This is a genomic window from Brevundimonas sp. G8, assembly GCF_902506205.1.
Lineage (GTDB): Bacteria > Pseudomonadota > Alphaproteobacteria > Caulobacterales > Caulobacteraceae > Brevundimonas.
Genome location: NZ_LR732816.1, coordinates 1,583,737 through 1,607,427, shown reverse-complemented (window position 1 = coordinate 1,607,427; position 23,691 = coordinate 1,583,737). Strand labels below are relative to the sequence as shown.

The 23,691-nt window shown below is 66.1% G+C and carries 26 protein-coding genes; 9 read left to right on the top strand and 17 right to left on the bottom strand.

The features are described from left to right. Positions 1 to 58: 58 nt before the first annotated feature. From CHRYSEO8AT_RS07815 to CHRYSEO8AT_RS07800, 4 genes are all read right to left on the bottom strand, one after another. Positions 59 to 1,312, bottom strand: coding sequence for an aspartate aminotransferase family protein (locus tag CHRYSEO8AT_RS07815; protein ID WP_370514251.1), 1,254 nt, complete (start codon positions 1,310 to 1,312; stop codon positions 59 to 61). A 31-nt stretch (positions 1,313 to 1,343) separates the two neighbouring features. Continuing rightward, entirely contained in the window at positions 1,344 to 1,772 is a 429-nt protein-coding gene (locus tag CHRYSEO8AT_RS07810; protein WP_159848694.1) for a YcxB family protein, read from the bottom strand. Between the two features lie 92 nt (positions 1,773 to 1,864). Beyond that, positions 1,865 to 2,857: a M28 family metallopeptidase gene (locus CHRYSEO8AT_RS07805; RefSeq protein ID WP_159848691.1), complete on the bottom strand. Its 993-nt coding sequence runs from the start codon at positions 2,855 to 2,857 to the stop codon at positions 1,865 to 1,867. A 40-nt stretch (positions 2,858 to 2,897) separates the two neighbouring features. After that, positions 2,898 to 3,728 (bottom strand): ABC transporter permease, encoded by an 831-nt coding sequence (locus CHRYSEO8AT_RS07800; RefSeq protein WP_159851659.1) that lies wholly within the window; start codon positions 3,726 to 3,728, stop codon positions 2,898 to 2,900. Positions 3,729 to 3,957: 229 nt separating this feature from the next. Between CHRYSEO8AT_RS07800 and CHRYSEO8AT_RS07795 the strand changes: the two genes are divergently transcribed. Next, complete coding sequence (locus tag CHRYSEO8AT_RS07795) at positions 3,958 to 4,491, top strand: GcrA family cell cycle regulator (protein ID WP_159848688.1); 534 nt, start codon at positions 3,958 to 3,960, stop codon at positions 4,489 to 4,491. Positions 4,492 to 4,718: 227 nt separating this feature from the next. On the opposite strand, the gene apaG is transcribed toward CHRYSEO8AT_RS07795, so the two are convergent. Continuing rightward, positions 4,719 to 5,126, bottom strand: a complete 408-nt coding sequence (gene apaG, locus CHRYSEO8AT_RS07790; protein ID WP_159848685.1) for a Co2+/Mg2+ efflux protein ApaG — start codon at positions 5,124 to 5,126, stop codon at positions 4,719 to 4,721. Between the two features lie 81 nt (positions 5,127 to 5,207). On the opposite strand from apaG, the gene CHRYSEO8AT_RS07785 reads away from it, so the two are divergent. After that, positions 5,208 to 6,233, top strand: a complete 1,026-nt coding sequence (locus tag CHRYSEO8AT_RS07785; RefSeq protein ID WP_159848682.1) for a 2'-deoxycytidine 5'-triphosphate deaminase — start codon at positions 5,208 to 5,210, stop codon at positions 6,231 to 6,233. A gap of 168 nt (positions 6,234 to 6,401) precedes the next feature. On the opposite strand, the gene CHRYSEO8AT_RS07780 is transcribed toward CHRYSEO8AT_RS07785, so the two are convergent. Together CHRYSEO8AT_RS07780 and CHRYSEO8AT_RS07775 are read right to left on the bottom strand one after the other, a co-directional pair. Beyond that, entirely contained in the window at positions 6,402 to 7,694 is a 1,293-nt protein-coding gene (locus tag CHRYSEO8AT_RS07780) for an MFS transporter (RefSeq protein WP_236547465.1), read from the bottom strand. After that, entirely contained in the window at positions 7,691 to 8,167 is a 477-nt protein-coding gene (locus CHRYSEO8AT_RS07775; RefSeq protein ID WP_159848679.1) for a cupin domain-containing protein, read from the bottom strand. The genes CHRYSEO8AT_RS07780 and CHRYSEO8AT_RS07775 overlap by 4 nt, the downstream gene beginning before the upstream one ends. Positions 8,168 to 8,209: 42 nt before the next feature. Between CHRYSEO8AT_RS07775 and dapE the strand changes: the two genes are divergently transcribed. Together dapE and CHRYSEO8AT_RS07765 are read left to right on the top strand one after the other, a co-directional pair. Continuing rightward, the gene (gene dapE / locus CHRYSEO8AT_RS07770; protein ID WP_159848676.1) at positions 8,210 to 9,397 is read left to right on the top strand and encodes a succinyl-diaminopimelate desuccinylase; all 1,188 of its coding nucleotides are present in this window, start codon (positions 8,210 to 8,212) and stop codon (positions 9,395 to 9,397) included. A gap of 824 nt (positions 9,398 to 10,221) precedes the next feature. After that, positions 10,222 to 10,452, top strand: coding sequence for a hypothetical protein (locus tag CHRYSEO8AT_RS07765; protein WP_159848673.1), 231 nt, complete (start codon positions 10,222 to 10,224; stop codon positions 10,450 to 10,452). Between the two features lie 46 nt (positions 10,453 to 10,498). Here the strand turns inward: CHRYSEO8AT_RS07765 and CHRYSEO8AT_RS07760 are convergent, their stop codons facing one another. Further along, entirely contained in the window at positions 10,499 to 11,803 is a 1,305-nt protein-coding gene (locus tag CHRYSEO8AT_RS07760; protein WP_159848670.1) for an amidohydrolase, read from the bottom strand. A gap of 89 nt (positions 11,804 to 11,892) precedes the next feature. Between CHRYSEO8AT_RS07760 and CHRYSEO8AT_RS07755 the strand changes: the two genes are divergently transcribed. Together CHRYSEO8AT_RS07755 and CHRYSEO8AT_RS07750 are read left to right on the top strand one after the other, a co-directional pair. After that, positions 11,893 to 12,246 carry a hypothetical protein gene (locus CHRYSEO8AT_RS07755; protein ID WP_159848667.1) on the top strand — a complete coding sequence of 118 codons (354 nt, stop codon included), beginning with the start codon at positions 11,893 to 11,895 and terminating at the stop codon, positions 12,244 to 12,246. A 55-nt stretch (positions 12,247 to 12,301) separates the two neighbouring features. Next, entirely contained in the window at positions 12,302 to 12,736 is a 435-nt protein-coding gene (locus tag CHRYSEO8AT_RS07750) for an SRPBCC domain-containing protein (protein ID WP_159848664.1), read from the top strand. On the opposite strand, the gene CHRYSEO8AT_RS07745 is transcribed toward CHRYSEO8AT_RS07750, so the two are convergent. The 9 genes from CHRYSEO8AT_RS07745 to CHRYSEO8AT_RS07705 form a co-directional block, all read right to left on the bottom strand. Further along, positions 12,733 to 13,713 (bottom strand): type II secretion system F family protein, encoded by a 981-nt coding sequence (locus CHRYSEO8AT_RS07745; RefSeq protein WP_159848661.1) that lies wholly within the window; start codon positions 13,711 to 13,713, stop codon positions 12,733 to 12,735. The two genes, CHRYSEO8AT_RS07750 and CHRYSEO8AT_RS07745, sit on opposite strands and share 4 nt — an antisense overlap. A 10-nt stretch (positions 13,714 to 13,723) precedes the next feature. Further along, complete coding sequence (locus CHRYSEO8AT_RS07740; RefSeq protein ID WP_159848658.1) at positions 13,724 to 14,701, bottom strand: type II secretion system F family protein; 978 nt, start codon at positions 14,699 to 14,701, stop codon at positions 13,724 to 13,726. A gap of 3 nt (positions 14,702 to 14,704) precedes the next feature. Then, positions 14,705 to 16,354: a CpaF family protein gene (locus CHRYSEO8AT_RS07735; protein ID WP_236547464.1), complete on the bottom strand. Its 1,650-nt coding sequence runs from the start codon at positions 16,352 to 16,354 to the stop codon at positions 14,705 to 14,707. Positions 16,355 to 16,357: 3 nt separating this feature from the next. Next, a complete protein-coding gene (locus CHRYSEO8AT_RS07730) occupies positions 16,358 to 17,899 on the bottom strand; it encodes a cellulose synthase operon protein YhjQ/BcsQ (RefSeq protein WP_159848655.1) in 1,542 nt (513 codons plus the stop codon). A gap of 1 nt (position 17,900) precedes the next feature. Continuing rightward, on the bottom strand, positions 17,901 to 18,578 hold the full coding sequence (locus tag CHRYSEO8AT_RS07725) for a CpaD family pilus assembly protein (protein WP_159848652.1): 678 nt from the start codon (positions 18,576 to 18,578) through the stop codon (positions 17,901 to 17,903). Between the two features lie 5 nt (positions 18,579 to 18,583). Continuing rightward, positions 18,584 to 20,101, bottom strand: a complete 1,518-nt coding sequence (locus CHRYSEO8AT_RS07720; protein WP_236547463.1) for a type II and III secretion system protein family protein — start codon at positions 20,099 to 20,101, stop codon at positions 18,584 to 18,586. After that, complete coding sequence (cpaB, locus tag CHRYSEO8AT_RS07715) at positions 20,098 to 21,015, bottom strand: Flp pilus assembly protein CpaB (protein ID WP_159848649.1); 918 nt, start codon at positions 21,013 to 21,015, stop codon at positions 20,098 to 20,100. Before cpaB ends, CHRYSEO8AT_RS07720 begins: the two co-directional genes overlap by 4 nt. A gap of 118 nt (positions 21,016 to 21,133) precedes the next feature. Next, a complete protein-coding gene (locus CHRYSEO8AT_RS07710) occupies positions 21,134 to 21,670 on the bottom strand; it encodes a prepilin peptidase (protein ID WP_236547462.1) in 537 nt (178 codons plus the stop codon). A gap of 83 nt (positions 21,671 to 21,753) precedes the next feature. Beyond that, complete coding sequence (locus CHRYSEO8AT_RS07705; protein WP_159848646.1) at positions 21,754 to 21,939, bottom strand: Flp family type IVb pilin; 186 nt, start codon at positions 21,937 to 21,939, stop codon at positions 21,754 to 21,756. A gap of 240 nt (positions 21,940 to 22,179) precedes the next feature. Between CHRYSEO8AT_RS07705 and CHRYSEO8AT_RS07700 the strand changes: the two genes are divergently transcribed. The 3 genes from CHRYSEO8AT_RS07700 to CHRYSEO8AT_RS07690 are packed head-to-tail and all read left to right on the top strand — an operon-like array spanning position 22,180 to position 23,689. Then, a complete protein-coding gene (locus tag CHRYSEO8AT_RS07700) occupies positions 22,180 to 22,581 on the top strand; it encodes a pilus assembly protein N-terminal domain-containing protein (RefSeq protein ID WP_159848643.1) in 402 nt (133 codons plus the stop codon). Positions 22,582 to 22,589: 8 nt separating this feature from the next. Further along, complete coding sequence (locus CHRYSEO8AT_RS07695; protein ID WP_159848640.1) at positions 22,590 to 23,132, top strand: TadE/TadG family type IV pilus assembly protein; 543 nt, start codon at positions 22,590 to 22,592, stop codon at positions 23,130 to 23,132. Continuing rightward, positions 23,132 to 23,689, top strand: coding sequence for a TadE/TadG family type IV pilus assembly protein (locus CHRYSEO8AT_RS07690; protein ID WP_159848637.1), 558 nt, complete (start codon positions 23,132 to 23,134; stop codon positions 23,687 to 23,689). Before CHRYSEO8AT_RS07695 ends, CHRYSEO8AT_RS07690 begins: the two co-directional genes overlap by 1 nt. Positions 23,690 to 23,691: the final 2 nt, after the last annotated feature.

Sequence of the window (23,691 nt, the reverse complement as noted above, 5' to 3'; positions counted from 1 at the left end):
ACCAGGTCGGCGCTTGGCGCCGACCGCCCTCCCCCGCCGGGGGAGGGAGAGATATCAGTCAGGCCGCCAGCTTCTCGCGGGCGACTTCGCAGGCGCCCTCGAACCGGGCAATGGCCTCGCGCGCCTCGTCCAGCGTCAGGTTCAGCGGCGGCAGCAGGCGCACGCAGTTGTCCCCTCCCCCGGCGATCAGAAGCTGTTGCGTATCGCGCGCCAGGCCCATGAACTCGCGATTGTTCGGGACCAGCTTGACCCCGATCAGCAGGCCCTTGCCGCGTACATCCACGATCACATCGGGGAAGCGCGCCTGAAGACCGGCCAGTTGCTGTTTCAGATAACCGGCGATCTCGGCGACGTTGTTCAGGGTTTCGGGGCTGTTGATCAGGCTCAGCGCCTTCTGGCCCACGGCCATGGCCAGGGGGTTGCCGCCGAAGGTCGAGCCGTGGACGCCGACCGTCATGCCCGAGGCCGCCTTGGCCGAGGCGAGGCAGGCGCCGATGGGGAAGCCGCCGCCCAGGGCCTTGGCCACCGCCATGATGTCCGGCGCCATGCCGGCCCATTCATGGGCCCACAGCTTGCCGGTCCGGCCCATGCCGCACTGGACCTCATCGAAGATCAACAGCACGCCGTTGTCGTCGGCCATCTGACGCATCCAGCGCAGTTCCTCGACCGGCGTCTCGCGGCAGCCGCCCTCGCCCTGGACAGGCTCCAGGATGATCGCCGCCGTGGTCGGGTTTTTGAAGGCGGCTTCCAGCGCGGGCTTGTCGCCCCAGGTCAGCTGGTGGAAGCCCTGCATCGGCGGGCCGAAGCCCTCGGTGTAGCTGGGGTTGGCGGCGGCGTTGATCGCGCCATAGGTCCGGCCATGGAACGAGCCGTCGAAGCCGTAGATGTCGATCCGTTCGGGCGCGCCATTGGCCGAATGATATTTGCGCGCGGTCTTCAGCGCGCACTCGACGGCCTCGGTGCCCGAGTTGGTGAAGAAGACCACGTCGGCGAAACTGCTGTCGCACAGGGCGTCGGCCAGGGCTTCCTGGCCCGGGATGCGGAAGATGTTGGACACGTGCCACAGCTTCTCGGCCTGATCCTTGACCGCCTGCACCAGCTCGGGGTGGGCGTGGCCCAGGCCGTTGGTCGAGATGCCGGCGACGCAGTCCAGATACTCGGTCCCGTCGGTCGACCACAGGCGCGCGCCTCGGCCGCGTTCCACTTCCAGCGGCGCGCGATTGTAGACACCCATCAGATGGTTCGTGGACACGGGACTAAGACCTCCAAAAGCGAGACGGCCCCGACGCGAGCGCGACGGAGCCGGATTGATACGGACAGGCGTTGTCGGATTAGTGACGGTGTTAGTCAACACCGGCGCCGAGCACGCCCCGCGACCGCACGTCGGCGACGATGGCGCGCACGGCCTGGAGCTGATCCGTATCCAGCACCCGCAACGGCAGGATGAAGTTGGTGTTGGGCGAGGCCGCGAAGATCATCCGATCCTTCTCCTCCACCACGGCCACCAGGCTGCGCCAGCCGATGCGGGTTTCGAAATCCGCGCCCGAAATCGCTAGGCCCTGCTCGCCGATGCGCCAGTCGCTGGGTCGTTGAGCGATCGGCGTCGATCGGCCGGTCGCCACGATCGTGCGGTTCGCGAGCATCGACAGGCCGACGAAGCCATAGAGGCCGATCACCTGAAAACCGACGATCCAGCCCATACGGTCGGACTCCATGCCGAAGCAGGCTGCCATGGTGGCCAGCATCACGACACCGAGGAACGCGACCGGCATAGTCGTCCAGCGACGGATGCCGGGCCAGGCCTTAAATGCGGCCCGACCTTCCCGTGGCGTCGGCTGGACACCCATTATCTCGATAACGGCCGTCACGGATTGCTGGGCGCCGCGGCGGCAGGGGCGGCCTCGGCGGCGACGGCGTCGTCCTTGGCCTGGATCTCGACCAGGCGCTTGTCCAAGGCCAGGCCCAGGTCGGCGATGAACAGGCCGAAGCGGGCGACATCGACGCCCTTGATGTAGGACAGCCTGTCCTCGGTCGAGTGGATGCGTTGGAACACCGGCGGCACGAAGCCTTCCTTCAGGCCGTTGTTCTCGCCGCCGTTGAAAGCCAGCCACATCTGGTGGGCGCCGACCGCATCCTGCGTGCCCATCGACACCACCGGCACGCCGGCCGCCGAGAAGGCGCGGTCGTCGCTGGGCGGATAGACCGGATAGGGCATGCAGTCGAAGCCGCGCTCGGCGCACAGGCTGCGCAGGGTTTCCAGCACGAAGTCGGACTGGTCGCCGTTGTTCTCGCCGTACATGACCGTCTGGCCATAGGCGGCGACGTCGGCGTTGATCACGGCGGCGATCCTGTCCTTGCCGTGTTTTTCCAGGAAGGCCTTGGCGCCCAGCAGGCCCAGCTCTTCCTGGTCGGTGAAGACGAAGACGAAGCGGTGGGCGACCGGCTGGCCCTCCAGTCCCATCTCCAGCGTCTTGGCCGCCTCCATCATCGCCATGACCGAGCCGACGTTGTCGACAATGCCCTGGGACAGAGCGCCGTCGCGCAGCTTCACCGCGTCATAGTGGGCGGTCAGGACGATGTCCTTGTCGCCCTCGCCGACCGTGACGACGACGTTCGCGCCTTCCATCGGGCCGGAGGCCTGGTTGCCGCCGGCGAAGACCTGGATCTCGGGCGTGAAGCCCAGGCGGGTCAGAATGCCGACCAGGACCTGGGTCCGTTCGGCGTTGGTGGGCTTTATGAACTGGGCTGCGCCGGCGGCGATGTCGGGGCGGTCGCCGGCCTGGGGCGTCGCTTCTTGAGCAAACGCAGGGACGGCGGCGAACAGCGCCGTGGCGGCGACGAGCGAACGGAACAGCATGGCGGACCTCTCGGGGGAGCGATCCGCAAAAGGTAGCGATCTAGCTCTTAAGGCGCCAGCCCGAGCGGAACACCAGCCAGCAGACGACGCCCATGACGACCATCAGAACGGCCGAACCGACCACCCCGACCGTCAGATTGCTCTCGGCATGGCCGATGAAGCCATAGCGGAAGCCGTCGATCAGATAGAAGAAGGGGTTGTAGCGGCTGATCGAGCGGAACGGCTCGGGCAGGTTCTCGACCAGATAGAAGGTGCCCGACAGGAAGGTCATGGGCATGACGATGAAGTTTTGGACCGCCGACAGATGGTCGAACTTCTCGCTCCACAGCCCCGCCAGCACCCCGGTCATGCCCATGACGAAACAGGCGGCCAAGGCGAACCAGACGATGGCGAAGATATTGGCTACGCCTAACGGCGCGAACGGCAGGACGCAGATCGCCGTCACCAGACCGACCGCCAGGCCGCGCGTCGCAGCCCCCAGGGTAAAGCCCAGCGTCAGTTCCAGTGGGCTGAGCGGCGGCGTCAGGAAGTCGGTGGCCGTGCCCATGATCTTAGCCTGGATCAGGCTGGACGAGGCGTTGGCGAAGGCGTTGTTGAGCATGGCCATCATGATCAGACCGGGCGCGACGAACAGCGCAAACGGCGTGCCGTGCAGCGGCGGGCGCGCGTTCTGAAGCGCCACCACGAACACCAGCATATAGAGCAGCGTCGTCACCACCGGCGCCGCAACCGTCTGGGCGCCCACCTTCCAGAAGCGCCGCACCTCGCGCAGATAAAGCGTCTGCACCCCGATCCAGTTGATCCCCGGATAGCGACGCGGCTGCGGCAAGCCGGCGGGACGGGTGGAGATCAGGTCGGGGGTCTCGGTCATGGCCCGCCAGATGCGCTCGACGGTCGCGCTTCGCAAGGGATCACCCCTGATCCGCCAGAAAACGACATCACCGGCTTAACCTTAACGATGATTCAATATCTGGTTTCTGTGGACGATTGATTCGCACATCTTGCGTCTCTTAACGGCTGGTTTACGATTAGTTGTAGGTCAAGACCCCGGAGGGGGAGCCTGGACCTAGATATTGAATCCAAACTCGCTGGAGGGTGGCATGACCGCAGGCTGGACTGACGACCGCGTAGGCGCGCTGAAGAAGCTCTGGCTTGAGGGCCAGTCCGCGAGCCAGATCGCCAAACAACTGGGTGGCGGGGTCACCCGCAACGCCGTGATCGGCAAGGTGCACCGCCTGGGCCTGTCGGGCCGGGCCGCCCCGTCGCAACCGGCGCGCACCGTCGCCGCGACCTTCCGGACCGCCCGGCCGCGCCCAGCGCCGGCCGCCCCAGCTCAGCCCTCGGCCCCGCGCCGTCTTGAGGCCGTCCAGCCCAAGCCGGTCCAGGCCGCCGCGCCCGTCCCCGCCCCGATCCCGGACCTGCCGGGCACCGCGACGGTGATGACCCTGGGCGCGCACATGTGCAAATGGCCGATCGGCGACCCGTCGTCGCGCGAGTTCAGCTTCTGCGGCCGCCGCTCCTCGGAAGGCGTCTATTGCGTCGAACACGCCCGCGTCGCCTACCAGCCGCAAGTCCGTCGCGGCTCCAAGGAAAGCGGTTCCGACCTGGCCCGCAGCCTGCGTAGGTACATCTAAGGGCGCTACGCTCACGACGCGGTCGCTCGCTGCTTGAGCGCCGCGCTTCGCGCGGGTCGTTTCCGCGTCACAGATGCTCCCTAGGGAGCCGACTTCCCCCTCGCCGGCTCGCGCAATCAAGCCGGCGAGACTTCAGGGGCGGGGCTGCGGTTCATCCGGGTTGACGCAGCCCCATCCGCCTTCTCGATCCTCCCCCGCTTCGCTACGCTTCTCGGGGGAGGATTTCGTCAGTTCAGCACCCGCCGCGCATCGGGCGTATCGAGCGAAAAGGCGGGAATTTCCGCCTCGAAACTGCGCCCGTCTGCATCCGTCATATAATAGGCGCCGACCATCGAACCGCTGTCTGTGCCCAACGGGCATCCCGACGCATAGGCATAGCTGCCGCCCGGTTCGATCACCGGCTGTTCGCCCACCACGCCCGGCCCCCGCACCTCTTCGACATGGCCGTGGCCGTCGGTGATGGTCCAGCGGCGCGCCATCAGTTGCACCGTCGATCCAGTCAGGTTCACGATCTCGATCTGATAGGCCCAGACCCAGCGGCCTTCGTGCGGATCGGACTGGCCCGCCAGATAGCTGGGCCGGACCCGGATCAGGATGCCGTTCGATTCGGCGGTATAGGCAGGACCATCGTGCATGGGCTATATGCTCGCCCCGCCGCGCGCGGGCTGCAAGCGCGACTTGGAGACAAGTCGCGAAAACCGTGTGAGACAGACGCCATGAGCTCCTTCCAAGCGCCCCGTCCCGGCATCCTGCCCGCCCAGTCCATCGAGACGCTGATCGCCACGGGCGCCATCACGTCCGACACCGCATTCGATCACGACCAGGTCCAGCCCGCCAGCCTGGACCTGCGCCTGTCCGACCAGGCCTGGCGCGTCCGCGCCTCCTTCCTGCCCGGCCAACGCAAGGTCGAGGCGCGGATCGCCGACGTGGCCATGCACGCCATCGAGATTACCGACGCCGGCGTCGTGCTGGAAAAGGGCTGCGTCTACATCGTGCGCCTGCAGGAGCGGCTGAAATTGCCCCAGGGCCTGATCGCCCGCGCCAATCCGAAAAGCTCGACCGGCCGCGTCGATGTCTTCGTGCGCCTGCTGACCGACCAGGGCGCCCGTTTCGACGACGTGGCCGAAGGCTATGACGGCCCGCTCTATATGGAGGTCGCGCCCCAGACCTTCTCCATCCTGGTCCGTCCCGGCACGCGGTTGAACCAGTTGCGCCTCAAGGCCGGCGATCCGCCCAAGTTGGAGACCTGCAGCGTCGGCGTCGATCTGCAGGGCGGCGACATCGTCGGCTTCCGCGGCCGGCGCCATGCGGGCGTCGTCGATCTGGACCATATCGCCGGCCACGACCCGCGCGACTTCTGGGAGCCGCTGTCCTTGCGTCGCGGCGAACTGCTGCTGGATCCGGGCGAGTTCTACATCCTGGCCTCGTCCGACGACGTCGAGATCCCCGTCGATCAGGCCGCCGAGATGACCCCCATCGACCCGTCGGTGGGCGAGTTCCGCGTCCACTACGCCGGCTTCTTCGACCCCGGTTTCGGCACCGACGAGGCGCACGGCGCGGGATCGAAAGGTGTGCTGGAAGTCCGCACCCACGACACCCCCTTCCTGCTGGAACACGGCCAGACCGTCGCCCGCTTGGTCTATGAGCCTCTGACCGAACGCCCCAGCCGCCTGTATGGCGAAAGCGGCAGCCACTATCAGAACCAGGGGCTGAAGCTGTCGAAGCACTTCAAGGTGTGGTGAGCCACAAGCCTCTCCCTCCCCCTGCGGGGGAGGGGGGCTGAGCCGCAGGCGAAGCCGGGTGGGGCTCCAAGACCTCGCCCGGTCAAGTCCGTGCGTCGTCGCCTGGCCGCCCCCACCCCGTCGATCCGCGACGCCCCTCCCCCGCAGGGGGAGGGAGAGCCCGAAACCTCACGTCAGCCGATCCGCCTTCCTCAGCCCCGGGAACATCGTCGCCCAGGCCCCGGTCGCCGCCAGCGCGCCAAACCCGCCGAACACCGCTGCGCCGACCGCGCCCAGCAGCCGGACCATGACGCCCGAATAGGCCTCGCCCAGCTCGTTCGACGCGCCGATGAACAGCATGGACACCGACGACACCCGCCCGCGCATGTGATCGGGCGTGGCCAGCTGGATCAGGGTCTGGCGGATGTTGACGCTGATCATGTCGGCCCCGCCGCCGATCAACAGGGCCAGGGCGCTGATCCAGACAATCTTGGACAGGCCGAACGTCACCGTGCAGATCCCGAACACAGCCACCGCCGCGAACATCCAGCGACCGCCGTGCCGCACGATGGGGTAACGGCTCAAATAGATGGCCACCGCCATCGCCCCCACCCCGAACGACGCCCGCAACAGGCCGAACCCTTGCGGTCCCACATGCAGGATGTCGCGCGCGAAGATCGGCGTCAGCAGGGCCACGCCGGCCAGCAGCACCACGACCAGATCCAGCGAAATGGCGCCCAGCACGATCTTGGTCTTGTAGACATAGGCCAGCCCCTCCTTGACGGATTCGATGGGCGACAGGGGATTGGCCTGGGGCGCGGGCTTGCCACTGGTGCGGATCAGGATGAAGGCCGCGACCGCCAGCAGGAACATGCCCAGCGACACCGCATAGGCCAGGGGCACATTGACCCCCACGATCACCCCGCCCAGGGCCGGGCCAGCGATGGCCCCGGTCTGGAAGGCGATGGACTGGGCCGCGATGGCCGGCGGCAGGGCCTTGCGCCCCACCACCATCGGCAGAAAGGCCTGGCTGGCCGGCGCCAGGAAGGCTCGCGCCGCGCCGAACAGGGCCGCGACGGCCAACAACCCCCATAGCGGCGGATTGCCATGCAGCGCCATGGCCAGGAACGACCCCGCACAGGCCGCCTCGACCAGGATCGAAATCCACACCGTGCGCTTCCTGTCGCGCCGGTCGGCCATGGCCCCGGCCGGCAGCGTAAAGGCCAGCAGCGGCAGGAACTGACACAGGCCGACCAGGCCCAGATACAGGCTGGCCTCCTCGATCGGGTGATCCCGCCGCGCGATCTCATAGACCTGCCACAACAGGGCCGAGGACTGGATCTGGATCGCCAGCACAGCGACCACCCGACCGAACCACAGCAGGCGGAAATCGCGGATCCCCCACGGACTGGACGGCCCCTCGGGAGGCGCAGGCGGAACGGGCGGGGCGGCGGGGCCGGTATCTATGGTTTCTGTGGTCACGTGCGTCTGGATTGTTTCGGATAGGGCGAGCCGTCGCGGTGGAAATAGCCATCGACGCCCGCGTGGAGCACCATGTCGATGTCAGGATAGTCGCAAGGGGTGATCGTCGGGCTGCGTGTCCCGACCTCAAGCAGCACCGCCTCGCGGCCGGATCGGTTCACGATCTTGTGGCCGTTGGGGACGCTGGCCTTAAACCCCGCGCAGTCGCCGGCGCGCAGCACGGTCTCGCCGTCCTCCTCGACCAGCACCACCTCGCCCTCGACCACCATGACGAACTCGTCCTCGGACGCGTGCCAATGGCGCTGGCTGGACCAGGCGCCGTCGGGCAGGCGCAGCAGGTTGACGCCGAACTGGCTCAGTCCCGCCGCATCGCCCAGCTTCCAGCGGCGACGCGGCTTGCACGGGCCGGCGAATTCCTCGGGATAGGTCGTGCCGTCGGCTCTCGGCGCGCTGTCGATGTCGATCTTGGGCATGGGCCTTCTCGCCTTGACGCGATTTCCCTAAAGCATAGCCGCATGAGCCGCGCATCAACTCCCGTTATCGATCCTGTCGAACTGACCCGCGACCTGATCCGCATTCCGTCCGTCACCCCCGCCGACGAAGGGGCCATGGACGTGCTGGAACGCCATCTGACGGCCCTGGGCTTCACCTGTCGCCGGCTGGCTTTCGAGGGGCCCAGCGGCGTCGGCGTCGATGCGCGGATCGAGAACCTTTATGCGCGGCGCGGGACCGCCTCGCCCAACCTGTGTTTCGCGGGCCATACGGATGTGGTGCCGACCGGCCCGTCGGACCAATGGTCGTCGCAACCTTTCAACGCCGAGGTCAGGGACGGCGTCCTGTACGGCCGCGGTGCGGTGGACATGAAGGGCGGGATCGCCGCCTGGGTCGCCGCCGTGTCCCAGGTGCTGGTGGATGGCGAACCCAAAGGCTCCCTCTCCTTCCTGATCACCGGCGACGAGGAAGGCCCGGCGCTGCACGGCACCAAGCGGGTGGTCGAGGCCCTGGCGGCCGAGGGCGAGGTCATCGACGCCTGCGTGGTCGGCGAACCGTCGTCGTCGCAACAGCTGGGCGACATGATCAAGGTCGGCCGGCGCGGCTCGCTGAACACCTGGATCACCGTCCACGGCAAACAGGGCCACGTGGCCTATCCCGAGCGCGCGGCCAATCCGGCCCCGGTGATCGCACGTCTGATGGCGCGCCTGAACGACCATGTGCTGGACGACGGCTACGAGAACTTCCCCCCGTCCAACCTCGAAATCACCACCATCGACATCGGCAATCCGGCGACCAACATCATACCGGCCGAGGCCAGGGCGCGGCTGAACATCCGCTTCAACCCCAGCCACACCGGCGACGCCCTGATCGACTGGCTGAACCGCGAGGCCGGCGCCGTCCAGGCCGAGACCGGGCTGCAGATCACGCTGGAGCATCTGTGCTCGGGCGAGGCCTTCCTGACCGAACCCGGAGCCTTCGTCGCGGCGGTGCAGGACGCGGTCGAGGCCGTGTTGGGGCGCCGCCCCGAAGCCTCCACCACCGGCGGCACCTCCGACGCCCGGTTCATCCGCACCCTGTGCCCGGTGCTGGAACTGGGCCTGGTCGGCCAGACCATGCACCAGATCGACGAACGGGTCCCGGTGGCGGAGCTGGAGACCCTGACGGCCGTCTATCGGAGGGTGATCGAGACGGTGTTCGAGCGGCTTTAGTGACACCTGCTGGCGGCCAGACTTTAGTGAATCTGCTTTCACTTGGCCCGCTCCAAACCGGGCCTTCGGATAGTCCGAAAGGGGTGGAAAGCGGACCTTCGGTGTGCCTATCCTCATCGCAATGAAACGTATTTCTGTTCACGTCGTGGCGGTCGCGGTGTTCATCAGCGGTTGCGGATTCGCCCCTGCGGGGACTGACAGCCAATCGAAGCCCCCGCGATGGAAGCGCACCCCATCGTCTGAAGAGATTACGCGCTGCCAGCCGTCCAGCACCGACCTTCCAGACGGGGCGGTCCGTCTGCGGTGTCGGGTTGGTGCAGCCGGAGAGTTGGACCGGTGTGTTGTTCTGAGCGCGTCTGACGCCCGGCTTGGTGAGTGGAGCTTGTGTATGTCAGCCAGCTTCGTGGCTGACCACGCCGAGATCGGGCGCGAGGTCGAACTCCCGTTCCAATGGCGACGCTAGACCACATCTACACAATCTGGGACGGGTTGATTCCGCTTTAGGCCTCGACGCCGGAAGTAGTCGCTGGACGCTGAGCCGACAAGCGGTCGCCGTCGCCGTCCGCTAGGGGTGGAAAGCGGACCGTCGCCGGAGGGCAACTGGGGCTGTCCTAGGATCCCTTTTTCCGGTTGCAGTTTACTCCGCTACTGGGTCCCGGTGGTTTGCAGATGAAGTATCGTCCGCCTTCCTCGGCCCGCAAGTGAAAGCGAAAATCAACGTCCTCTCGGAGCCATGTGTGCCCAAAGTAGCGGACTGGCACGATCCTGCTCGTCAGGCTTCCTGATTCGACGCGCGAGCCGTGGAGGTTGCCGGAAAACCAGCCGTGACCAAGCAGATCGTCGGGGTCATCGACGGGCTCGCTACTAAGGTTTTCAACCCGAGCGATGACGACAACATCGCCCAAGGGGAGCGCGAACTCAGAGGACGGACCCCAATTCGAAACCGTTTGACAGCCAACAAGCCCAAGCACCGCCGCAGTGACCGTTATCGCTGGGAGCAATCGGGACATCGCGGATATATGCATAACGAAGATCGCCGGAGCAACGTCTGCTAAGGGTCGGTTTGCGACATTGGCTTCCGACTGCCATCGTTCGCCTCGCCTAACTCCGATCCAAAAATCGCAGCGCCGTCAGGACATGCGTCTTCACCCCCAGCGGCAGCACCTTCTCGTTCGGTGAGAACTCCGGCGAATGATTGGGCGACGACGCAGCCGGATCGACGCCGTCGGGGCTGGCGCCCAGATGGTAGAAGACGCCGGGGATGACCTGCTGGAAATAGCTGAAGTCCTCGGCCACCGTGGTCGGGGGCGTGGCGGGGTTGACGTTTCCTTCACCCGCCGCCTCGGCCAAGACCGGGGCCAGCCAGGTGGACAGGCCGGGGTCGTTGAAGACCAGGGCGGCGTTCTGTTTGACGCCGAACTCAGCCGTTGCGCCATAAGCGGCGGCGACGTGGTCGATGGCGGTCTCGGCGCGGGCGACCAAGGCGTCGCGCTGGGCCGTGTCGAAGGTGCGCAAGGTGCCGGACAGGGTCGCGCTGTCGGGGATGATGTTGTAGCGGACGCCGGCGTTGATCGTGGCGATGGTGAAGACCGTCGGAGTCGTGGTCGGATCGACCGTGCGCGCGGTCAGGGTGTTGACCGTCTCGATCACCTGGCCCGCCACCGCGATCACGTCGACCCCGCGCCAAGGCCAGGCGCCGTGGGTCTGCTTGCCCTTGAGGCTGATGTCCACACGGTCCGAGGCGGCCATGAACCCTTCGGGTCGATAGAAGACGCTGCCCGGACGGCCCGGCACGACGTGCAGGCCGAAGATGGCCTCGGGCTTGGGATCGTTCAGCGCGCCCTCGGCGATCATCAGGGCCGCGCCGCCCTTGGGCTCTCCCGGAGGGGCGCCCTCCTCGGCCGGCTGGAAGACGAAGACCACCGTGCCGGCGATCCGGTCCTTCATCCCCGCCAGCACCTCGGCCGCGCCCATCAGCATGGCCATATGCATGTCGTGGCCGCAGGCGTGGGCCACCGGCACCGTATTGCCCATATAGGTTCCGGTCGCAGTCGAGGCGAAGTCGAGACCCGTCGCCTCCTGCACCGGCAGGGCGTCCATGTCGGCGCGCAGGGCCACGACCCGACCAGGCTGCGCGCCGCGCAGGATGCCGACCACGCCGGTCTTGCCGACCCCGGTTCGAACCTCCAGCCCCAGCGACCGCAGATGTTCGGCGATCACCGCCGCCGAGCGGGTTTCGGCGAAGCCCAGTTCGGGATGTTGGTGAAAGTCGCGGCGCCAAGCCGTCACCTCGGGCATCACGCGCCGTACGGCGGCGTCCACGCTGGCCGCATCGACGGGTTGAGCATTTGCGGCGCCGGCCGCGAGCAGCAGCGCCAGGGCGGAGGCGGCGAACAGTCGGCGCATGTGAAGGTCCCGTGAAATTTTCTTACCCGCGCAGGTGACGGCGCCGCGAGCGCTTGTGCAAGCCGTCGCGAACGGCGATTTCTGTCGGCATGGCCGAAAAGGACTTCAAGACCGCGAAGACGGAATGGCGGGACGTGGTCCTGGTGTGCCGCAAATGCTCCAAGAAGCTGGATGGCGGCTTCGGCCCCGGCGGCGACCTGACGCTGAAGAAGGCGCTGCGCAAATATCTGCACCTCAAGAAGGGCAAGCAGGGCCGAAGGGGCGGGCTGGTCGTCACCGGCGCCGACTGTTTCGACATCTGCCCTAAGGGCGGGGTGGTCGCTGTCAACACGGCCCAACCCAAGAAGCTGCTGATCATTCCCGCCGGCGCCGACCTGTTCGAGGTCAAGACGCGGCTGGGGCTGGACGACGGGCGTCGGCTAAAGCTGGTCGAACCGGACTGAGGACAGCGGCGGGTTGCGCCTTCCTTCCGGCGACAAGCCGTGCCAGAGCGAAACCATGGATGACACTCGTATCGAAAAACGCGTCGGCGTTCAGGCGACCTCGGATCGGATCTGGGATCTGGTCGCCGACCTGTCGGGCTGGGGCGCCTGGAACCCGGTCGACGCCGATGTCGAAGGCGCCATCGCCTATGGCGGGCGGTTGACGATGAACGAGGCCTGGCCTGACATGGCTGAGCGTCAGGCGTTGGCCCAGGTCGTCGAATGGCAGCCGCGCGTGCGTCTTGTCTGGGCGGAACGGCGCGGCTTCCTGTTCCAGAGCCTGCGCTACATCCAAATCGAGGAGCTGGGCCCCGGCAACTGCATCCTGACGGCGGGCATCCGCTTCTCGGGCCTGCGTGGCGAACTGTTCCACGACAAGCATCGCCCGGCGATCCGCCAGGCCCAGGAAGCCATCGTGGAAGGCCTGAAAGCGGCGGCGGAGGCGGGTTAGCCGCCCTCTTTCATCATGTCGATGACGTTCAGGATCGCCGGTCCCAGGATGACGATGAACAGCACCGGCAGGAAGAACAGGATCATCGGCACCGTCAGTTGCGCCGGCAGGGCCGACGCCTTCTTCTCGGCGGCCGACAGACGCAGGTCGCGGTTTTCCTTGGCCATGACGCGCAGGGCGGTCGCCAGCGGCGTGCCATAGGTCTCGGCCTGGGTCATGGCGGTCGCCACCGACTTCACGCCCGGATGGTTGGTGCGCTTGCCCAGGTTCTCATAGGCCATGCGTCGCTCCGGCAGATAGCTGAGCTCGGCCGACAGCAGCGACAGTTCCTCGGCCAGGTCGACCGACGACGGCCCCATCTCCTGGCTGACCTTGGTGATCGCCGCCTCGATGGACATGCCGGCCTCGACGCAGATCAGCAGCAGGTCCAGCGCATCGGGGAAGGCCTGCATGATCGAGGTGCGGCGCTTGGTGATGCGGTTCTTCAGATAGAGGTTGGGCGCATAAAAGCCCCCCACCGCCGCCCCCATGACAAGGGTCACCTTGTTCATCGTGGGCCAGTCCACGATCTTGATCACGAACATGTAGAAGGCCGCCACGATCAGAAAGACGAAGGGCGAGGCGAAGCGGAAGAAATAGAAGGTCGTCAGCGGCTTGGGCCCGCGATAGCCGGCCTGGGCCATCTGGCCGGCGACCTTGGGGTCTTCCAGCAGCTTGGTCAGGTTCAGCCGATCGACGATCCGCTTCTTGAACCCGTCGTCGGTGTGACGCAACGCGCCCTGGCCAGCCGCCATATTGGCGCGCGAGCGTCGCTTCAGCTCGTCACGGCGTTCGCCGACCGCCTTCATCCGCTTGTCCAGCTGAGCGCTGCCGCCCATCGCTGATAACAAGGTCATGACGGTGGCGAAGACCAGCACGCCCACGCCGATGCTGAGCAGGTTCTGCGGGTCGGTGATGAAGCGGATGAAGCCTTCCATGATCCCTGCCTCAGAACTTGAACGAGATCATGCGCTTCATCACGAAGATGCCGGTCGCCATCAGGCAAACCGCCAGCAGCAGCATGAAGTTGCCGCGGAAGTCCGTGAACAGGGGCATCATGTAGGACGGCGTCGTCATCATCACCATCGTCATCACCGCCGGCGGCAGGGAGGCGATGATGCCGGCCGAGGCCAGGGCTTCGGACGACAGGGCCTTGATCTTCTCACCCATCATGCGCCGCGCGCGCAGCACGGCCGACAGGTTGCCCAAGGCCTCGGCCAGGTTGCCGCCGGTCTTCTGCTGAATGGCGATGACGATGGTGAAGAAACGCAGTTCCGGCGTCGGCATCCGCTCGAACATCTTCTCCAGCGCCTGCTCCAGCGTCAGGCCGACCCCCAGGCCCTCGACCAGTTTCTGGAACTCGGGCCCCAGGGGCGCGGGGCTTTCGCGGCCGATGATCTTGAAACATTCGTGGACCGGCAGGCCCGACTTGATGCCGCGCACGATCACGTCGACGGCGTTGGGAAATTCCAGCGAGAACTTCTTCATCCGGCCCTTCGCCAGGAATCCGACGACCCAGCGCGGCAGACCCAGACCGAACACCAGGGCGAGGCCCAGCACCGCGAGAATAGGCAGACCGAGCACGAAGGCGACCAGCGCCGCCACCACACCGACCACGGCGGAGATGATGTAGAAGGTTCGCACGTTCAGGCTCAGGCCCGCCTGTTTCAGACGTGACGCCAGAGTGGTGCGCGCCTTGCGTTCGCGGCGGTCGGCTTCCTGAAGCTGAACCAGAATCTGTTTGCGTCGCGCCTCGGGCGTATTGGCGGCGGCGGCCTTGCGGGCGATCGTGGGGTTCTTCTTGGCTTCGCCCAGGCTTTGGGCGCGCTTGACAGCCTGAGCCGAGGAATCATCGCCCCCGACGAAGACCCAGCCCAGGCCGCCGATGGTGATGAAGGCCAGAACGGCGGCGAGAATCGGCAACATGGTCTACTCCGCCGCGTCCAGGGCGTCGGCCAGCTCGCGCTCCAGCCCGTAATAACGGGCGCGGTCCCAGAAGCGGGGACGGGCGATGCCGGTCGAACGGTGACGGCCGATGATCTTGCCGTGCTCGTCCTCGCCGGTGATGTCGTAGACGAACAGGTCCTGGGTCACGATCACGTCGCCTTCCAGGCCGACGACCTCGGTGATGTGGGTGATGCGACGCGACCCGTCGCGCAGACGCGCGGCCTGGATGATCACGTCGACCGAGCCGACGATCATCTCGCGGATGGTGCGCGAGGGCAGGCCATAGCCGCCCATGGTGATCATGGATTCCATCCGGCTGATGGCTTCGCGGGGCGAGTTTGCGTGCAGCGTGCCCATGGAGCCGTCGTGGCCCGTGTTCATCGCCTGCAACAGGTCGAAGGCCTCAGGTCCGCGCACCTCGCCGACGATGATCCGTTCGGGACGCATCCGCAGGCAGTTCTTGACGAGGTCCCGCATGGTGATCGTGCCCTGACCCTCCAGGTTGGGCGGGCGGGTTTCCAGACGCACCACGTGCGGCTGCTGCAGTTGCAGTTCGGCGGCGTCCTCGCAGGTGATGACGCGCTCGGTCGGGTCGATGAAGGCCGTCAGGGTGTTGAGCAGGGTCGTCTTGCCCGAACCCGTGCCGCCCGAGATGACCAGATTGCATCGCGACGCGCCGATGACGCCCAGGACGCGCGCGCCCTCGGGACTGATGGAGGCGTACTCCACCAGGTTCTTCATCGTCAGCTTGTCCTTCTTGAACTTCCGGATCGTCAGCGTCGGGCCGTCGATCGCCAGCGGCGGGGCGATGACGTTGACGCGCGAACCGTCGGGCAGACGGGCGTCGCAGATCGGGCTGCTTTCGTCCACGCGGCGGCCGACCTGCGACACGATTCGCTGACAAATGTTCATCAGCTGGGTGTTGTCGCGGAACCGGACATTGGTCAGCTGGACCTTGCCCGCGACCTCGATGAAGACCCGGCCGGCGCCGTTGACCATGATGTCGGCGATGTCGTCGCGGGCCAGCAGCGGCTCCAGCGGCCCATAACCCAGAACGTCGTTGACGATGTCCTGAACCAGATGCTCCTGCTCGGCGACCGACATGGAGACGTTCTTGATCGCCACCAGTTCGGCGACGATGTCACGAATCTCTTCCGACGCCGCCTTCTGGTCCAGATGCGCCAGCTGGGCCAGGTCGATGGTGTTCATCAACGCGTTGAAGATCGTCGTCTTCGTGGCGTGATAATAGTCACTCTGTTCACGGACGATTTCGGCGACCGCCTGGGCCTTCTTCAGCTGTTCTAGGCCGGCCGTAGCCTTGGGGCCGGTTCCGGCGACATTGCCGGTCGGCCGCGGCGCGTCCGGCTTGGGTTTGGGGCGCGAGGCCAGGGCGTCGAGGCGGTCGGCGGGCGCGGGCTGGGTCGGCGCCGAGGCGCGCTCGAAAGCTTCCGCCGCCGGCTCCAGATCCTCGTCGGCGAAGGCGTAGGCCTCGGCCCTGGCCTGGGCGGCCATTCCCGGCGGAGGCGCGGCGGCGTCGACCTTGAAGACGGACACAGGCTCGCCGGCCGGCCCGGGCGCCGGACGCATCGGCGCCGTCGTGACGCCGGGCTGGCCTGTGCGCTTGCCGAACATGCGTCAGCGCTTCTTGAACATGTTGGCGAACAGGGACTTGGACGCACCGGCGGACGGCTTGGACGCCTTGTCGGCTTTCGCGGGTTTACCCTTCGGTCCCGCGACCATGGGCAGTTCGCGACGCGACACGATCTGGGCCAGGGTCTGAAAGGCCTCGGCCGCCTTGGTCTTGGCCCCGGCGTCCAGGATCATCTGGCCGTTGTTGGCGGCGGCGCCGAAGGTCTTGGCGTCGAACGGGATCAGCAGGCTGGGATGCACGCCCAGGGCGGCGCCGAAATCCTTGGCCGGAATCTCGGGGCGGCCCGGCACCCCGACCTGATTCAGCACCAGGCGCGGTGGGGCGTCGTTGGGACGACCCTGACGGATCAGGTCGATCATGTTCTTGGCGTTGCGCAGCGAGGCCAGGTCGGGCGTGGCCACCACCACCACCTCGTCGGCGCTGATCAGGGTGCGGCGCATCCACGGCGACCACAGGTGAGGCAGGTCCAGCACCACGAAGGGCGCCGTGGCGCGGATCTGGTTCGTCACCTCCTCGAACGCCTCGGTCGAGATGTCCCAGTCCGTGTCCAGACTGGCGGGCGCGGCGAACAGGCTCAGCTTGTCGGTGCAGCGAACCATCATCCGGTCCAGCAGGGTCGCGTCCAGCCGGTCGGGTTGGCCCAGGGCGTCGGCGACGCCGCTCAGCGGATCCTGGTTGAAGTCCAGACCGGCGGTGCCGAACGGCAGGTCATAGTCCACGATGACGGTATTGGCGCCGATCCGCTCGGAGATCGCATAGGCGGTGTTGTGCGCCACGGCCGAGGCCCCCGCCCCGCCCCGCGCGCCGACGAAGGCGATGGTGCGCCCGACGAAGGGCTGGGCCGGATCGTTGAACAGGCCGCCGATGGCCGCGATCAGTTGCAGCGGCTGCAACGGCGCGACCAGATATTCGCTGACCCCGCGCCGCATCAGTTCGCGGAACAGGATGATGTCGTTGGTCGCCCCGATGACCACGACCTTGGTGCCCGCGTCGCAGACCTCAGCCAGTTGATCGACTTCCCAGAGCAGGGTCTGGGGATCCTTCAAGCACTCGACGATGATCAGCGGCGGCGTGGGTTCGTGATGATAGGTCTCGACGGCGGCGGGCACGCCGCCGACGCGGATCTGAGTGGTGGCGCGCGACAGACGGCGATCCTGGGCCGCGCGTTCGGCGGCCGCGAGCGTATCCTGGCGCTCGGCGAAGACATGGATGGCGATGCGCGGCACCGACACTTCGCCGATATTGCTGGACGGCGCCAGGCCGGTGGAGGCGAGGCTTGTCTCCATCAGGCTGGCCTGCGCCTGGGCCACCACGTCGCCGACAGGGTTGAAGCCAGCGGCTTCGGGGACATAGGCGGGGGCGACCGGCACAGGCGGTGCGGGGTGAGCCGGCGCAGCGGCCATGAACTGAAGCGGCGCCCGCGCCGTCTCCACCTCGACATCCCGGGTCGGTTCGGAAAAATCCATATCGACGTCGAAGCCGTCTTCGAAGGCGTCGAACTCGCGGGGGACGGGAGCTGTGCTCATGCTAGTTCACCGCACGGGAGACGGCGGTCTGCTGGATCAGCGTTTCCGCCGATGCCGCCGTCTGTTGGCCGGCCCGGTAGCGATCGAACACCACCGTACGACGGCCGGCGTCGGTCGGCGTCATGGCGCGCGGCGTTTGGATGTCACGTGGGTCGGCGATCTGGGCGGCCAGATTGGCCGTGACCGCGCACCCGAAGTTCGACGATGACTGGTTGTCCCCGGTACGGCTCAGATTGCCCCACGCGGCTCCACACTGGGGCACGGCGGCGCGAACGGTCTGATAACCGACGACGACCGGCGCTCGCGGATCGGGCGCGGCATAGCTGACCAATATGATGCGGTCCGGCGCGACGCCCGACGCCGCCAGGGCCGACTTGATGTCATAGGCGGCCTTCAGCGCGACCGGATCGTTTCCAGCGGGCGCTTCGATCACCATCGGCACGGCGTCAACGTAGCGATAGCGTCCGACCAGGGCTTGAAGCGCGTCGCCCTGTGCGGGCGACAGGCCCGTCTCGTGAACCGCTAGGGCGACGCGGTCCAGATCGGGTTCGACCTGAAGCTGATAGCGCGAGGTCGGCGTCAAAGGCGGTTCGCCGCCCAGGCTGGCCGGCCCGCCGACACAGGCGCCCAGCGAGAGCGCGGCCGCAGCCAAAAGGGCGATAATCGGGGTGCGTTTCATGTCGCTCACTCGATCACATAGCCGACCGAACCGGCCGGGGGCGCGTTCGGCAGCCCATAGACCTGGTTCAACTGGCCAAAGAGGATGGTCTGGCTGTCGCTGGCGATCCGCAGGCCGTCGGCCGGCGTCTGCATCCGATCAGGCGACGTGGGGCTGACGATGTAAGGCTCGACGATGACCACCAGTTCGGTCTCGCCCATCAGATAGTCGCGCGACCGGAACAAAGATCCCAGCACGGGAAGGTTGGTTACGCCCGGTAGGGAGTCCACTGTCTGTCGCGTGCTTTCCTGAAGCAGGCCGGCAATCATCATCGACCCGCCCGAGGGAAGTTCGACCGTATTCTCGCTACGGCGAACGCTCAGGCCCGGCAAGGTGATGGACGAAGGCGTGCCCGCACCGATCGTGAAGCCGCCCTGGGACGTCAGTTCCGACACCTCGACTTTGACCTGCAAGGATATGCGGCCGCCCGACAGAACGACGGGGCGGAACGCCAAGCCCACCCCATAGGGCTTGTAGGTCACGGTGATATTGCCGTCGCGGTCGCGTCCCGAAGGCAACGGAAACTCGCCGCCCGCCAGGAAGTTTGCGGCTTCGCCGTTCACCGATGTCAGGTTCGGCTCGGCCAGGGTCCGGGCCAGGCCCACGCGCTCGAAGGCTTCAAGGCAACCGCTCGCATTCGTACCGGTCATCGTGCGGAAGGCGGTCGATGCAATGTTGGAAATCGTGTTGGTCAGCCCGCCGTCGACAGTCGTTCCGGTGCTCGAGTTGGACGTCGAGCCGTTCGTCGTCTGGCCACCCGCCTGATTGTAGCACAGGCTGCTTCCACCCAATGGCGCGCCGTTGACGCCGTAAGTGTTGGGCCGGCTGAATCCGTACGAATGAATGCCCGCGCCGTTCAGAATGTCGGAACCAAAGCCGAGCTGTTTCAGCGTGCTGCGCTGTATCTCAACCACACGCACCTTCAGCGTCACTTGGTCCGAACCGACGACGCTGATCATGTTGATCACCTTCTCCGGCGCCGAGACGAAGGCGGCGGCCACGCGAGTGGCCTGGGCGGCCTGGGCCGGCGTGTCGGCGAAGCCCGTCAGGATAACGCTGTCGTTGACGGCTTCCGCATGGATCTGTCCGCCGGGCGCAACACGGCTCAGCGTGTCCTGCAGGGCGCTGGTGCCGGCATCGACGCGGACGCGCAGACTTAGGATCGTACGACCGGCGGCATCCAGGAAGACCGCATCGGTCTCGCCCGGTGCGATGCCGATGACGGTGATGCGGCGCGGCGAATGCAGCATCGCCTCGGCCACCTGCGGATTGGACACGATCACATCGCGCGCATCGGCCGGCAGATCGACCGCGAAAGAGGTGCCGCGCGGCAGGTTGATCAGTTGCGGCGCGGCGCCCATCGACACGGCGGCGCGCGTCTGGGCCACGCCGGCTGGTACGGCGACCAAGCTGGCCAGCAGGGCGCAGGCGGCGGCGAAGGCGGTCTTTCTCATCGCATATTGACGCATCAGAACAGCTTTCATGGCACGGCCACCACTTCGGGCGCGCCACCGCGATAGATGCGTACGGCCCTCGGTTGAGCTGCGGCGGCGGAGGGGCGACGCGTGGCGCCGGACGGACCGGCGGTGTCGGCATAGGACCGCAGAGACAGTGACAGCTCGCCTTCGGACTTGGCCTGAGCCAGCAACACAGAATCCTGCGGGCGGACCTCCAGGGTCGCGGTGGCGCCCACCACGGCCTGTTCGTCGTCGCCCGCGCGAGTCGACTGGTCGATGGCCAGGACTTTTATGTTCTGAAGGACGACGCCCGACGCGAACTTGGAACTGGTCGCGCCTTCGACGGCGCCATTGCGATTGGTTTCGGCGGTCAGCACGACATCGACACGGTCGCCCGGCAAGATGAAGCCGCCGGCGGCGGATTCCACGGTGACGGCGATGGCCATGGCCCGCATGCCGGGTTCCAGATAGGCGGCCAGATAGCCGCTGTCGCCGGCGCGCACGATCTTGCGCGCCACGATCGGCTCTCCGGCCAGAATGGGTTCACGCACCACCGAGCCGATATAGTCGGCCTTGGCCCCGGTCCCCGACAGTTCGTTCGCCGCCTTGGCGACACTTTCGACCGCGTTGGAGGCCTTCTCCGTCGTGGTTTCCGCGACCGGCTTGGCGGGAACGGGCGTAGAGCCGTCGGTGATGAACACGGGATTGACCTCGTCCACCGGCCAGTCCTTCCAGGCCAGATCGCCCTCGACCAGACGTTTGCCCGGCTCCAGGTCCTTGGCGGCGACCAGCACCTTGGCCATTGGACGGACTTCGACCTGGGCGGCGGCGGCGGGCGCTGCGGGTTGGTTCGACGACGACCCCATGGCGCGGACCACCAAGGCCAGGCCGATGGCCGAGACGGCGGCGATGCAGATGACGACGATGCGGGCGGGCTTCATCCAGGATGTCTCCAGCAGGCGCAATGTTTCGGATTCATCCCCCGACGCCTACCGTTAACGATCATGGGCCTTGCGGGTTAACGCTTCCTAAGCGGCGCGAACGCCGGTCAGCAAAGGTTCAACGGCCCGACGTGAAAGCAGCGACCAAGCCGCTCTCCGGCAAGGCCAGCAAGGCCCCGGCCGCGATGGCGACACCATAAGGAATGTCGCCCTTGGGCTGCATCAGATGGGCGACCCACCCTGGCGATACCGAGGGCGCGACCATTGGGAAATACTGGCGGGCTGTCATCAGAAGCAGACAGAAGGCGCCGCCAGAGAGACCTGTCCATATCAGAAAGGGTGCGACGCCGCTGACGCCCATCCATAGACAGCTGGCGGCCAGAAGTTTCGCGTCTCCTCCTCCCACCCACCCAGCGGCGAACATGCCCATCCCGACCAGAAGCGCGACCACGCCGACCCCGGCGTTAAGGGCGACGTCCATCGGGGCCGCGCCAATCAGGAACGCGACGGGAAAGAAGGCAGCGACCAAGGCCAACGAGATCCAGTTCGGAATCTTCATCGTGATCAGGTCGTGCAGACCGCCGACGATGACAAGAGCCGGAAAGACGCCAAGCGCGATGAGCAGAAGGATGTCCATGAGGACCATCTTCGGCATCAGGACTTAAAGTTGAGTTTCCAACATGAGAAAAAGGCCGAGGCTTTCGCCCCGGCCCTTTCCCTCAACAAACTTCTACGGAGTTACGCAGCAGGCTTGTTGGCGGTGTCGAGTTCGGTGCTGACCTTCGTGAAGGTGTCTTTCAGGCTGCCGCTCATGGTGCCCAGCACGGTGATCAGGGCGACGGCGATCAGAGCAGCGATCAGGCCGTATTCGATGGCGGTGGCGCCGGATTCGTCTTTGGCGAAGCGCGAGATGAACTTGGTCATGGGTAGTTCCTTTTTTTCAAAATGGTCTAGCGAGCAACTTGGCGGGGGGAGCCGGTAGCCCGCTTGACCCCCAAACGCAGGATCAAAATGCCAGACCCCCGTTAAATCTGAGTCACGAGGTTTGGTTACGCGCGGATTTACCAAAGAAAATTCTCATCTTGGCGCTTCAGGCTTTGTTGAGGATCAAAGGCGCATCATGCGTGCGTCCGCGTCTGCACGCGCCGTTATTCAGAGCCGCCGATGTCTCGCATTCCCGCCATCCTCTTGGCCGCAGCCCTCGTCTCAGCGCCGATCTCCGCCAGCGCTCAAGACGGCGCGCTTAATGTAGAAATCGACCGCTCGGCCCGCGTTCAGCTTCGCGGCGCGGCCGCCTCCGTGATCGTCGGCAACCCCCAGATCGCCGACGTCTCGATGGTCGACGCCAACACCCTGTTCATCGTCGGCAAGGGCTATGGCGTCACCGAAGTCGTCGCGGTCGACGGCGTCGGTCGCACCCTGTTTCAGCGCGAGATCGTGGTGACGGGCGGTTCAACCGGCACGGTTCGCGTCTGGCGTGGCGCCCAGGCCACCGAAATGGCCTGTGGCGCATCCTGCACCCCCAGCATTCGAGCTTCGTCTTCCACCGCTCCGACCGCTCCCTGATCCTCCTCATGGCCGTTTGGGGATCATCAAGGTCGCGGCCGCTTCGGCTACGGCGCCGCCAGGGTCGCGAAGGCGTCGCGGCCGTCGAGTTCGCCATGGTCGCGATCCCCTTCTTCCTGATGATCTTCTCGATCCTGGAACTGGGCATCGTCTTCGTGTTGGATTCGGTGCTCGAAACGGCGACGATTGATGCGGGGCGTTTGGTCCGCACCGGTCAGGCCCAGACGCAGAGCTTCGACAAGGCCCGCTTCAAGACCGAGCTTTGCAGTCGGATGATGCTATTCGAAAGCGATTGCACCAATCGCGCAACGATCGACGTGCGAGTCATTGCGCAATTCGCCGTGCGGGATCTTGAGGATCCGATCACAAACAACGCTCTGGATAACAACAAGACCGTCTATGACAGCGGCGTAGGCGGCGACCTGGTGCTCGTTCGCGTCTGGTATGCCCATCCGCTGGTCACGCCGTTCCTGACCCAGTCTGTCTCGCGGATAGGAACCGGCAAGGTGCTGCTAAGCGCCGCCACCGCCTTCCGCAACGAGCCATTCTGATGAAAAAGCCTGGCCTGATGTCGCGTCTCAGGGTTCTGGCGCACGACACGCGCGGCGTCGCCGCAGTCGAGTTCGCCTTTCTCGCGCCAATCCTAATCCTGTTTTATTTCAGCATGGTAGAGTTCTGTCAGGGCTATATGGCGCTGAAGCGCACCGGTCACGTCGCCTCGATGGTGGCTGATCTCGTGTCTCGAACCGACGCCGTGACCAAGCAGCAGGTCAATGAGGTTCTCGACATTGGCGACCTGATCATGACGCCCTTTTCGACGACGACGCTCCAGCAGCGCGTAAGCAGTGTCACGCGCGTGAACGCCACCACCTACAGGGTTGATTGGAGCGTTGGCCGCGGCAGCAACGCCATGAAAGCCAAGCTGCCGGTCGCCGACGCCAAGATTCCATCCGACTTACTGGCCGCCGGCGAGTCCGTCATCGTCGCCGAAGCGGTCTATGACTACGTGTCGCCATTCGACCGGGTCGTTCCCTACGGTACGAAGTTCGTACGAATGGCCTATCTGCGACCCAGAACCATAGAAGTGGTCGCCTGTTCCAACTGCTGACA